This window comes from Ignavibacteriales bacterium (genome assembly GCA_016709155.1).
Classification (GTDB): domain Bacteria; phylum Bacteroidota; class Ignavibacteria; order Ignavibacteriales; family Ignavibacteriaceae; genus JADJEI01.
On the sequence record JADJEI010000013.1, the window covers coordinates 348,849 to 360,894 of the forward strand.

Annotated in this window: 11 protein-coding genes and 1 pseudogene; 9 read left to right on the top strand and 3 right to left on the bottom strand. The window is 37.3% G+C overall.

Features of this window, described 5'->3' with window-relative positions; all coding sequences use genetic code 11:
• Positions 1–18 precede the first annotated feature (18 nt).
• Both amrB and IPH11_14755 read left to right on the top strand, forming a co-directional pair.
• Entirely contained in the window at positions 19–837 is an 819-nt protein-coding gene (amrB, locus tag IPH11_14750) for an AmmeMemoRadiSam system protein B (protein MBK6914842.1), read from the top strand.
• On the top strand, positions 838–1,752 hold the full coding sequence (locus tag IPH11_14755) for a DUF2520 domain-containing protein (protein MBK6914843.1): 915 nt from the start codon (positions 838–840) through the stop codon (positions 1,750–1,752). It abuts the gene before it with no gap.
• A 5-nt stretch (positions 1,753–1,757) separates the two neighbouring features.
• On the opposite strand, the pseudogene IPH11_14760 reads toward IPH11_14755, so the two are convergent.
• Together IPH11_14760 and IPH11_14765 are read right to left on the bottom strand one after the other, a co-directional pair.
• Positions 1,758–2,752 (bottom strand): annotated as a pseudogene (locus IPH11_14760) (inorganic phosphate transporter).
• Between the two features lies 1 nt (position 2,753).
• A complete protein-coding gene (locus IPH11_14765) occupies positions 2,754–3,365 on the bottom strand; it encodes a DUF47 family protein (protein ID MBK6914844.1) in 612 nt (203 codons plus the stop codon).
• Positions 3,366–3,519: 154 nt separating this feature from the next.
• On the opposite strand from IPH11_14765, the gene IPH11_14770 reads away from it, so the two are divergent.
• From IPH11_14770 to IPH11_14800, 7 genes are all read left to right on the top strand, one after another.
• Entirely contained in the window at positions 3,520–5,016 is a 1,497-nt protein-coding gene (locus tag IPH11_14770) for a glycine--tRNA ligase (GenBank protein ID MBK6914845.1), read from the top strand.
• A gap of 3 nt (positions 5,017–5,019) precedes the next feature.
• Positions 5,020–6,153, top strand: a complete 1,134-nt coding sequence (locus IPH11_14775) for a hypothetical protein (protein ID MBK6914846.1) — start codon at positions 5,020–5,022, stop codon at positions 6,151–6,153.
• 113 nt (positions 6,154–6,266) lie between these two features.
• Entirely contained in the window at positions 6,267–7,778 is a 1,512-nt protein-coding gene (locus IPH11_14780; GenBank protein ID MBK6914847.1) for a hypothetical protein, read from the top strand.
• A 168-nt stretch (positions 7,779–7,946) separates the two neighbouring features.
• Positions 7,947–8,087: a hypothetical protein gene (locus tag IPH11_14785; protein MBK6914848.1), complete on the top strand. Its 141-nt coding sequence runs from the start codon at positions 7,947–7,949 to the stop codon at positions 8,085–8,087.
• A 62-nt stretch (positions 8,088–8,149) separates the two neighbouring features.
• Positions 8,150–9,238 (top strand): hypothetical protein, encoded by a 1,089-nt coding sequence (locus tag IPH11_14790; GenBank protein ID MBK6914849.1) that lies wholly within the window; start codon positions 8,150–8,152, stop codon positions 9,236–9,238.
• A gap of 11 nt (positions 9,239–9,249) precedes the next feature.
• The gene (locus IPH11_14795; GenBank protein MBK6914850.1) at positions 9,250–10,524 is read left to right on the top strand and encodes a PQQ-like beta-propeller repeat protein; all 1,275 of its coding nucleotides are present in this window, start codon (positions 9,250–9,252) and stop codon (positions 10,522–10,524) included.
• Position 10,525: 1 nt separating this feature from the next.
• Positions 10,526–11,032 (top strand): T9SS type A sorting domain-containing protein, encoded by a 507-nt coding sequence (locus tag IPH11_14800; GenBank protein ID MBK6914851.1) that lies wholly within the window; start codon positions 10,526–10,528, stop codon positions 11,030–11,032.
• A 47-nt stretch (positions 11,033–11,079) separates the two neighbouring features.
• On the opposite strand, the gene porQ is transcribed toward IPH11_14800, so the two are convergent.
• The gene (gene porQ, locus IPH11_14805; protein ID MBK6914852.1) at positions 11,080–12,015 is read right to left on the bottom strand and encodes a type IX secretion system protein PorQ; all 936 of its coding nucleotides are present in this window, start codon (positions 12,013–12,015) and stop codon (positions 11,080–11,082) included.
• Between the last annotated feature and the right edge of the window lie 31 nt (positions 12,016–12,046).

Consider the following 12,046-nt stretch of genomic DNA (forward strand, 5'->3'; position numbering starts at 1 on the left):
CAATGAACGGAGCAAAAAATGAAAATAAGACCAGCGGCAGTAGCCGGATATTTTTACCCCGGCGATCCGATAAAACTTCTATCGCAAATTAATAAGTATTTATCTCAAGTAGTATCTAAAATTTCTACAAATAAAATATTTGGAATTGTTTCACCACACGCCGGTTATCAGTATAGCGGTCTTACAGCTGCTTATGCTTATAATATACTAAGCGACAAATTTATTGAGAATGTCATAATCATTTCACCCTCTCATCGTGAATATTTCCCCGGATGTTGTATTTATGCTGGAGATGCTTATTCAACTCCACTCGGAATTGTTGAGGTTAATAAAGTAATGTCGCGTGTAATTGTAGAAGGGAGTAAAAATATTTTTTTTGGTGAGAACGGACATAAACTTGAGCATGCGCTCGAAGTGCAAATACCATTTCTACAATCGGTTCTCAGTGATTTTTCTATTATTCCAATTGTGATTGGTGATCAATCCAAAATATTTGTTGATGAGTTAGCTGAACAACTTGCAAAGGTGGTGGATGAAAAAACGATAATAGTTGCAAGCTCGGATATGTCCCATTTCTATTCGGCAGAAGAAGCCAATAGACTTGACAGTGTTGTCGAAGAAAATATTAATCAGTTTAATTATGATGGATTGCAAACTGCTCTTGATGAGAAGAAATGTGAAGCCTGCGGCGGCGGTCCGATAGTTTCATTAATGAAGGCTGCCTCTATGAAAGGCTATAAAAATTCTATTGTGCTTCATCGAAGTGATTCCGGTGATGAAACCGGAGATAAATCTGAAGTGGTCGGGTACTTATCCGCGGTAATTTATGGTGACTGATTGAAAATAGAAAAAAGAAAAATAGGGATTATTGGTGCAGGCAAGTTTGCATTTTCATTTGCACCAGCCTTATTGAAGAATAATTTTAGAATTGAAAGCATAATTAGCCGCAGCCTGCAATCAGCACGAACTCTTGCGGTCAAAGTTTCTGCAAAAAATTATTCCAACAAAATATCTAACCTTTCAAGTGTGTGTAATTTAGTTTTCATTTGTGTACCGGATGATCAGATTAAAAAAGTTGCAATCAAAATTTCAAAATTAAAATTGCAGTTTGAAAAAATTATTTTTATTCATACTTCGGGAGCAAAAACGAGCGAAGAATTAAGCAGTCTGAAAATAAAAGGTGCACAAACTGCTTCTTTTCACTTGATGCAAACTTTCCCATCTAAAAAACAAACTGAAATATTAAATACTTTTACAGCAATTGAATGCAGTAATATTTCGTTACAAAATGAATTAATCCACTTTGCAAAATCATTAAAACTGACGGCGATAATCCTTTCTGCCAGTGATAAAATGCTTTATCATTTGGGAGGAGTCTTTGCTGCAAATTTTCTTTCGGCAAATTTTCTTTCTGCTGAAAATATTTTCCCGGCAAAATTAAAAAAACAATCTGCTAAGATTCTTAAACCAATCGCAGAAGCAACCTTAAGAAATATTATTAAACATTCTGCCGCTGAATCAATTTCCGGGCCTATTGATAGGGGAGATGTGGAAACAATAAAATCCCATGTTCGTGCGCTAAAGTTGAATGATAATTGTGAAGAAAGCCGGCTGAATCTTATGAGTTATTTGGTTCAATCAAAAATTTTACTCTACGGAATAAAGAAGAAGTACGACAGGCTAAATTCAAATCATAAAAAGATTAATGATTTTATTGATGTTGAACTTAAAAATATAGTCCGGATGTTATAGACAGATTAAAACCAATACTTAAAATTTGTCGAAATAAAATAAGTAAGCATAGCGAAACCAGCCGAGAGAGGAATAGTAAGAATCCACGCCCACAAAATATTTTTAGCTACTCCCCACCTGACTGCTGAAACACTTTTAACAGATCCAACTCCAATAATTGCTCCGGTAATTGTGTGAGTTGTACTGACCGGAATTCCAAGAATTGTCGCAAAATAATAGTTAACCCTGCTGAAGTTTCAGCACTGAATCCACCAAACGGGGTAAGCTTTGTAATTCGCATTCCAAGTGTGTTGATTACTTTCCAACCACCTAGTAATGTTCCAAGAGCAATTACCGTATAACTTGCAAATATCGTCCACGTCGGAACATAAAAAGTATCTCCAAGAATTCCGTTTGCAAAAAGTAAGACTGAAATTATACCAATTGTTTTTTGAGCATCATTCGAACCATGACTCAAGCTGTACACTGCAGCGGAAACAAGTTGAAGTTTCCTAAAATGTTTATCAACTTTTCTTGGTGCTTGATTTCGAACCATCCATAATGTGACTATTGAAAAGAAATAAGCAATGAATAACCCAATTAAAGGTGCAAGAAAAATGAATAAAACCACTTTGGTATAACCTGAAACAATAATAGCACCGATGCCCGCTTTTAAAATTCCTGCCCCGCCGTAGCCGCCGATTATTGCATGCGAGACACTAATTGGAAATCCAAGATGTGTCGCAGTTGCTGTAGTAATTATTGCGCCAACAACACCGGCAAATACAACGTAATTATCTACAATATTTACGTCAACAATTCCTTTACCAATTGTTGTTGCAACACTCACACCAAAAACAAAAGCAGCCAAAAAAGTAAAAAGTGCTGCCCAGATAACAGCTTGGATTGGTGTTAATACCCTTGTAGAAACAACTGTCGCAATTGAGTTTGCCGCATCGTTCATTCCATTATAAAAATCAAAAACGAGTGCGAGGATTATAATAAAATAAACAAACTCCATACTAATTGTTCTTTAAAAAGATAGCGAGAATAACGTTTGCAGTTGATTGACATCTGTCGGAAGTTCGTTCGAGCAGATCAAGTATCTCTTTCTGTTTGATCAAACTGATTGCGTCGGTTTCAGTATGGAATAACTCTTTAATGGCTTGTTGATAAACATGATCAGCTTCTGTTTCGAGGTCTTTAACCGTCTTTAGTTCATTTAAACTTTTTACTTTTAAATCCTGAATTGCCTTACCGAGTTCGGTGACTTGTTTGTGAACGATTGAGGCCAGCTTATCTGCATGGTTAATCTTTTCAGTAATGTTAAAAGTTTCAACCCTTGCACAGGCGCCTAAGAGCATATCGCTTATGTCATCCAAACGTTTTACAAGCGCGAGAATATCTTCTCTGTCAAATGGAGTAATAAAAGTTTTATTCAATCTCTTTGTTATGCGTGAAGTAATTTCGTCGCAGCGGTGTTCAAGCGGTTTTAGTTTTAGATAATTATCCTTTTCGATGTGACTAAACGAAAATAGATTATGTGTGTGTGAAGCCATCTCTTCGATGAAAGTGATCATTTCCTTAAAGTCTTCGAAATACTTTTCTTCTTTAGGCAGTAAATTTTTAAACATATTCTTTCGAAATTTTTATTTCAAAGATAGAAATTAAATCAACAAAAGGGAAAATTTTTAGGGGTTAATAGAAAGTAAATCTCCTTCTGATTATCGAAGCTGTTTGCTATATTTGTCACCAAATTTTCAATACTCATTTTAAGGAGCATTAGCCATCGAAAAGAAAAAGAATAAACCGAATGATACTTTAGATAAAATAGTCTCACTTTCAAAAAGGAGGGGATTTGTATTTCAATCAAGCGAAGTTTACGGCGGCTTGAACGGCTGTTGGGATTACGGTCCTCTTGGTGTTGAACTTTTGAAAAATGTAAAAGAAGAATGGTGGAAGTTTATGACTTACCGCGAAAACATCGAAGGACTTGACGCTTCAATTTTGATGCATCCCCGCGTGTGGGAAGCCTCCGGTCACGTGGCTAACTTTACCGACCCGATGATTGATTGCAAGCAATGTAAAGCAAGATTTCGTGTTGATGTGCTTGCTGATTCACTTGCTGATAAGAAAAAACAAAAGGCTCTTGATGGATTGAAAGAAGTTATAAATACTAATTCCGATTTAACCGCACTCTATGAAAAAGTTATTTCAACTGCTGAAAAGGAAACTCTTTTTGATACCATTCTCGAAAATGATCAACTCGGCAAACTTTTACTTGCCGAATTGAACTGTCCACAATGCGGAAACAAAAATACTTTTACTGAAGCACGCAAATTCAATTTGATGTTCAAAACTTTTATTGGACCTGTTGAAGACAGCAGCGCCGTAGTTTATTTGCGCCCGGAAACTGCTCAGGGAATTTTTGTGAACTTCTTGAATGTTCAAAGTGCTGCGCGTCAAAAACTTCCATTCGGTATCGCACAGATTGGAAAAGCATTCCGAAACGAAATTAACACGAAGAATTTTCTGTTCCGCACACGCGAGTTTGAACAAATGGAAATGCAGTTCTTCGTTAAACCATCCGATGATAAAAAATGGTATGACTATTGGAAAGCTGAAAGACTTGAATGGTTCAAATCACTCGGAATGACTCCAACTAAACTTCGCTATCACGATCACCCTGCAAATAAGCTTGCACACTATGCTAAAGAAGCCACTGATATCGAATACGAATTCCCCTTTGGGTGGGGCGAAATTGAAGGCATTCATAACAGAACAAATTTTGATTTAACACAGCACGAACAATTCTCCGGCAAGTCGTTAAAATATTTTGATGAAGAAGCAAAAGAAAAATTTATTCCTTTCATTATTGAAACTTCGGCAGGTGCAAGCAGATCATTCATGGCTTTTCTTGTTGATGCATACTATGAAGAAGAAGTAAACGGCGAAGTTCGATCTGTATTAAAATTTCATCCTAAACTTGCGCCAATCAAAGCAGCAATTCTTCCTTTGGTAAACAAGGATGGGATGCCTGAAATCGCACGCAATATTGAAAAAGATTTGCGAAGGAATTTTAAAGTATTTTATGACGACAAAGGCGCAGTTGGCAGAAGATACCGCCGTCAGGATGAAGCCGGTACTCCATATTGCATCACTGTTGACACTCAAACTCTGCAGGATAATACTGTGACAATTCGAGAGAGAGATTCGATGGAACAAATAAGAATTGCCGCAGATCAACTTTCAAATTATTTAGTCAACAAACTTTATTCAGAATAGATAATGAAAAAAATCTTCATCTGGATTTTATTTGTTTTCTCTATCTCGCTTCAAGCTCAAAAGTATGATTCTGTTGTAACAACCGGGGTCAAACAAATTTATAATATTAAATTTATTGAGGCTGAAAAAACATTCAGAAGTCTAATTGCAGATTATCCCGATAAACCTGCAGGAAGATTTTTCCTCGCGATGGTTGATTGGTGGAAAATTCTGATTAATCCTGATAACGAATCCTATGATGATATATTCTTCCAAAAACTTGAAGATGTGATTTATCAATGTGACGAATTACTTGATAAAAATCCCGATGATGTTGATGCACTTTTCTTCAAAGGGGGAGCAATCGGTTTTCGCGGAAGATTGCGAGCCTACCGCGAAAGCTGGATAAAAGCCGCTGATGACGGCAGAGAAGCGCTTCCGATAGTTGAGCACGCTTACAAACTCGATCCAAATAATCTTGATGTTCAACTCGGTTTCGGAATTTATAATTACTATGCGTCTGTAATCCCTAATGAATATCCATTGATAAAACCACTTATGATTTTCTTTCCTGATGGTGATAAGGAGAAAGGAATTGAACAGCTTACCAGCACAGCGGCAAATGGTAAGTATGCAAAGTACGAAGCGCGTTATTTCCTGATGACTCTTTACTACACCTACGAAAAAAATCCATACAAAGCCGAAGATTACGCAAAGCTGCTTACATCTGATTTCCCGGACAATCCTGTCTTTGAAAGATGGTACGGGAGGGTGGCAGCAAAAAAAGGAAATTACGTTCAAGCTGATTCGATTTTCAGAAGTGTTTGGAATAAAGCTGAGATGGATTTGCCCGGTTACAATTCTCCTAAAGCAATTAGGGAAGCAGCCTACTACATCGCATATCAAAATCGTGTCACTGCTAATTATGATTCTGCGATGGTTTATTTTAAAAAGTGTGAAGAGCTTTCTCGACAAATTGATACTGATGAAGAATCCGGCTTTCTTGTTTACTCTGTTATGTATCAGGCGCAAATAAATGATACGCTTGGCAAAAAAGAAACAGCAATTGAGCAGTACGAAAGTCTGCTCGAAATGAGAGACTACGGTAATGCTCATTCAATTGCAGAGAATAACCTTGAAAGATTGAAAAAGAATTAATCTGAACGTAGAACCGCTTCCTTCTCATTAAACCTATCCCCAAAATTATTATTGACATTCTCAAAATAATTGAGGAAGTTTTGAGTGTTAATAACTTAATAGTTGAGGTTTATATGAAAAAGATACTTCTCATAGTTCTTTTAGTGTTATTCGTTTCAACTACCCCTGCCCAGGTAAGTCAAACAGTTCAAATAACAAATTTTAATTTTGATTGTATTAATCCGTCATTCATCAAAAGCCCAGATTTTATTTCTGGAAAGGCTTTTTTAGCAGAAGTGCATCGTGGTGATTCCAGCTTAATTTTTGTCGGGAATTACAATAACGATAATGATGAATTTACTTTACAACAGGAATTTCAACCTGCTGCTTCGCAGAATTCTAATCCCATCGGTCATTGGTCTGATTGGAATGAAATTCGTATCTACTATTTCACTTATCAAAATGACAGTTGGGATATTGCTACACGAACATTCAATGATAATATTTGGAGCGATGATATACTTATTACCGAATCACCCGAGGATGAAGCCGAAATAACTTTAGTCAATATTTATTCAAATTATTTTATCACACAGTTTTTGCCGGCAATATTATTTCAAAGAGATAGTTCGATTTATCTTGCGGAAATTATTAACGACTCTGTAAAAACATCTCTTGTCTTTCAAAAAAATATTTTAGGCGCATTCTCTTCGCCCGCAGCTTTTTACATGAGTGATGATGGTGCCATTACAGTAGCCTCGATTCTTAACAATACTCTCGGGCAAACTCAAGTGGTATATCGCGAACGAAATTCTTTTGACGATAATTGGGGATTTATAACAACTGTTCTCGATAGCGGTAAAATTTATCACATCAGTTTTATAGACGATTTTTTCCCACAGTTTTTTATTGAAGCAGATTTTGGGGAGGGTAGGACAGCATACAACATGGAATCCTGGCCAACAAATAATCAGTTGATCCCGCTGCAAGAACCTGCTTTAGGAGAAATCTCAAATCTGCAATCCGATTATATAAGCGTTATTACATTAAAAAAGCCAAATGGTTTTTATATTTACGGAGACTTCACTTACCGTTTAACAAGAAACGATTCAGACTATATTCGATCGAATTATTTTAATTACGGACAAGAGAACTACGATTCATTGGTTTTCACCAAAAAAAAGAAACCAATATCTTCAGTTGGCAATGTTGGGTTTGAAAGTTTAGGAGAACGGCTTTACACAATATGGGAAGATAGTGCGAATGGATATATAAATCTATTTGGAAAGAAGCATGTCATACCAGTTGGAGCAGTTAAAGATGAAAAAATTGTCGAAGGATTTATGCTCGAGCAGAATTATCCGAATCCATTTAACCCAACAACAAAAATAAAATATACAATTCCTTCAACTCCCCTCTCCTTTGGAGAGGGGTTGGGGGTGAGGCTTCTTGTGTATGACGTACTTGGCAACGAAGTAGCCACACTCGTAAACGAACCACAGCAGTCCGGCACTTACGAAGTTGAGTTTAACGTAGGACAGGCTATCAGCCTGTCAAGCGGAGTTTACTACTACCAATTAAGAGTTTACCCCGTAAGCGGGGTGGGTGGTTTTGTTGAAACTAAGAAGATGATTTTACTCCGCTGATTTATTTCTTAAAGATGACATCCAACTATCGGGATGTCATCTTTTTGTTTTCACGCATTCAGGTTATTGACTTTCTTCTTTTCTATTTGTAATATGCTTTCGAAAATTTTATCAGGTGAGGTAAATAACTTATTTCATATTCTTTAATTAATATTTCAGGAGGTTCTGATGAAAATATTTGTTGTTCGTTCAGTTCTTTTCTCTGCGGCAGTTTATTGTTTTATTGCTGCTAATTATAATAACACGAATTCCAATTTATTTGGAGATAACAACAGTGTACCCCCCCCTCCAATGTTGCTAAATATGTAACACCCTATGGCACAGGCGATCACTCTAGCTCAAGCTGGAGTAATGCTTACTCGCTTCAGGATATGATTGATAGTTTGGCTTCGAACACAATTTACAATCTCATTGATTCAACTTTTGTTGTTGATAGTATTTTTATCAGCAACCTTAGCGGCTTATCTTTCATTGATAAGGGAAAAACCAAGACAATACTGCAAGGGCAATCAAACCCCTTTGATGATGACCCTTACCTATGGAGCATTAAGGGGTTTGATCTTGAGAATGCTGATAACATTACAATCAAAGATATACAGATCAGAAAATTCAGAGGATTTGGGATAAGAGTGGACGCAGCATCGAGTTACTTTTACGCTTACAATGATTCGATAGTTAATTGCGGATGGGCGGCAAGAGAGGATACCTCTGATACCTCCTCTATATTAATTAAATCACCTTGCGGAGTAAAGCTGTTTGGCGATGATGCAACGTTTAGGAGATCATACATAATGAATTCAGGCTGGGATGGAATGCAGATAGCTGGTTACAGAATTACAGTAGATACTACAATAATCTACCACACAGGGATGGATTTTCCCGATGCTGAAAGTCAAGGTGATGGCGTTCATATGTTCAAGAATCCTGATCCGGATAGTTCATATTGGGTTCCTTATGGTGAAGATTCAATTCGTGTTTGGAAGACTGGGCAGGCTACATTCAGATTAGTAAATATAAACACGGTAGAGCCAAAAAAATCCGGGATAGAAGGTGGTTGGGATTCGATATATTATGATCAGGATTCAATCCCATATTTGTTAGAGAAACCGCTTGTGCAAGTAACAAATAGTACCGTAATTGGCGGCAAAGGAATAGGTATCACACAAGATGATCACCCAAGAGTTGGGCATTTCTCAACGAAGATTGAAAATTGTAAAATAGGTTCATTAGACCCAAGCAAACCAACATTCCGAATAGACTGGGCAGATGCTTTAACGACCCCCACCACTGCCTGGATAAAGAATAATACATTTTATAGCCCGGCAGATTATCATCCTCAAGGAATAAACTGTCCAGTTGCAGAATATTACACAGACAGCACTGCTGTATTGTATTCAAACAATAACTGGAGAGTAGGTACAAAAGACAGTACATCTTGTGTCACTCATAACTTGCCTTAAAGGAGAAGAAAATGAAAAACATAACACTTATAATTATAACTCTGATAATTACTAATCTTGTTTCAATTGATGCCCAAGACATTTTATGGAAGAAGAATTTTGGCTTAAACACGGCAGATGATTTTGGTAGAACTGTTATTGAGCTAAGCGATGGCAGTATTATAATAGCCGGTTATACTGGCTCTTATGGTGCGGGGGGGTTTGATGTTTGGCTAATTAAAACTGACGCCGATGGGGATATCCTTTGGAATAAAACTTACGGAGGTAGCGAGGATGACTATGCCTATTCTATAAAACAGACAGATGATGGAGGTTTTATAATTGGCGGAGCAACAAATTCTTCCGGTGTCGGCGGTTTAGACTACTACTTAATAAAAACTGACTCGGATGGCGATACACTATGGACCAGAACATTCGGGGAAGGTAATGATGATATCTGTTGGAGTTTAGCTTTAGCGGATGATGGCTATGTATTAGCAGGAGGAAAGAATATGCAGCCTGATCATCCAGATATTTGGATAATTAAGCTTGACACTATCGGAAATTTTATTTGGGAGAAAACCTATGGTACAAGCGCCGATGAAATTGCCTGGAGTATTGAAGTAACCTCTGATAATGGTTATATCATTGCTAGTCACAATCCAATCAATTCATATGATGGCTGGTTAATTAAACTTGATTCGAATGGGGATTCTCTTTGGACTAAATTCTATGGAGAGGATCTGGGGGATATATTATTATACGCGACCCAAACTCAAGATGGGGGGTATATATTGACTGGACGATTTTCCGAGCACACTGGTGGTTACACAGGAAACGTTTGGTTAATAAAAACCGATTCACTCGGCAATGTAGAATGGGAAAAAACTTATGATTACGCCAATGATTACGATATCGGTTACTCAGTTCAACAAACCTCTGATGGCGGATTTATTATATGCGGCTCAGCCATTGTTGATGAAGGTGCCGCTTTTGGATGGATCATAAGAACAAATGAATTTGGCGACATACTATGGACTCAGGAAGTTCATAGTTATGTAAAATCAAACATTCTTTCGTCAATAAACACAACCCTTTTTTCGGTTATCCAAGCTAGTAATGGAGATTATGTTGTTACAGGTATGCAACCAATATTACCGGTTTCTGATCATGCTCAGCAGGTAGTTTTATTAAGAATTGCCTCCGACATAGTTCCCGTCGAACTGACAACCTTCACAGCCACTGTAGAGCAAAACTCCGTTTCGCTTAACTGGCAAACAGCAACGGAGACAAAACAGCGGGTTTGAAATGCAGAGGGGTCAAATGTCAAACGTCAATGGTCAAACGGATTGGCAGGTCATCGGTTTTATTCCAGGGTTTGGTACTACCACCGAACCTAAGAGTTATACTTTTGTTGATGAAAATCTCTCTGCAGGAAAATATCAATATAGATTAAAACAAATTGACTTTGATGGAACGTTTGAATACTCAAATACAGTTGAAGTTGAAATAAATTCCCCAACAGAATTTTCACTTGAGCAGAACTACCCGAATCCATTTAACCCAACAACAAAAATAAAATATACAATTCCTTCAACTCCCCTCTCCTTTGGAGAGGGGTTGGGGGTGAGGCTCCTTGTGTATGATATACTTGGCAACGAAGTTGCAACACTCGTAAACGAACCGCAGCAGCCAGGCACGTATGAAGTTGAGTTCAACGTAGGACAGGCTATCAGTCTGTCCAGCGGAGTGTATTACTACCAGTTGCGGGCTGGGGGATTCACTCAAACTAAAAAAATGCTTCTATTGAAATAGAACCTGCTGATTATAAAAAAGGCTGCCACAAATGACAACCTTTTTTACTACAATGTTGTTGAAATACTAATGCGGTGAAGTGCACCGATTAAGCCAAGGGAGGAGTAACCGTAATCAAATTGGTAACTTGAAATCTTTGCCCCCAACCCAACGTTAAATCCTGCAATACCTGCAGTACTGCCAATCTTCAATTCTGTTCTTTTTTCATTATCATATCCAAAACGCAGCTTCATAACTTTACTCAAAGTAAATTCTGCTCCAACCGTAAAGGCTTTTAGTCTGGAAAGAAAATCATCTCTGTCTTCGTTAAGTTTATGAAAGTCCACTGATAATTTAAGCGGCAAATAAGCTAATTTTTTTGAAACACCAACGGCAACATCAATCGGTAATTTTTCTTTAGTGTCGTAATAAGAAGAAATCTGTCCGCCAAGATTTAATGCAGCAAAACCAAAGTTCCAATTTGAATTAGGAATTGCATAATGCAAACCAAGATCAACAGCCATTGCACTCGAAGAGCGATCTGCAATGCTTGAGTAAATTATTTTTGCATTAGCACCGTAATAAAAATTTTCATAAAGAATATTTGAGTAGCCGATTATAAAAGCAAACTCACCTGCACCAAACTCTCCGGTCTTTGCTCCGAACTCATTCGCCTCTGTAAAATTGCCGTAGTTGATATATTTAATTCCCGCACCGAATCTTCCAATTCCTTCAAACTCCTGCGAGTATGATAGACTTGCAAGATTTATATCGAGCAAATGTTTGACGAATGAAAATGAAACAGGTCTTTCTGTCAACAATCCAATTCCAGATGGATTATAAAATATAACATCAGCGTCATCATTGTTGGAAGTATAACTACCGGCTAACGCACCGGAACGCGCGCTGTTATCAACCCGCAAAAATTCGTAAGTGTTTTGAGCCTCGATTTGAATCGAAAATAATATTAAAATAAGTGCAAAGAGTGATACTGTTTTTTTCATACTAATCCTTAAAATTTCAACTGCTTATTTA

What these genes read in the sequence shown, in the direction of transcription:
- amrB (MBK6914842.1), top strand. Translation starts at nt 19, where the DNA reads ATGAAAATAAGACCAGCGGCAGTAGCCGGATATTTTTACCCCGGCGAT.
- IPH11_14765 (MBK6914844.1), bottom strand. Translation starts at nt 3,365, where the DNA reads ATGTTTAAAAATTTACTGCCTAAAGAAGAAAAGTATTTCGAAGACTTT.
- IPH11_14775 (MBK6914846.1), top strand. Translation starts at nt 5,020, where the DNA reads ATGAAAAAAATCTTCATCTGGATTTTATTTGTTTTCTCTATCTCGCTT.
- IPH11_14780 (MBK6914847.1), top strand. Translation starts at nt 6,267, where the DNA reads ATGAAAAAGATACTTCTCATAGTTCTTTTAGTGTTATTCGTTTCAACT.
- IPH11_14785 (MBK6914848.1), top strand. Translation starts at nt 7,947, where the DNA reads ATGAAAATATTTGTTGTTCGTTCAGTTCTTTTCTCTGCGGCAGTTTAT.
- IPH11_14790 (MBK6914849.1), top strand. Translation starts at nt 8,150, where the DNA reads ATGATTGATAGTTTGGCTTCGAACACAATTTACAATCTCATTGATTCA.
- IPH11_14795 (MBK6914850.1), top strand. Translation starts at nt 9,250, where the DNA reads ATGAAAAACATAACACTTATAATTATAACTCTGATAATTACTAATCTT.
- IPH11_14800 (MBK6914851.1), top strand. Translation starts at nt 10,526, where the DNA reads ATGCAGAGGGGTCAAATGTCAAACGTCAATGGTCAAACGGATTGGCAG.
- porQ (MBK6914852.1), bottom strand. Translation starts at nt 12,015, where the DNA reads ATGAAAAAAACAGTATCACTCTTTGCACTTATTTTAATATTATTTTCG.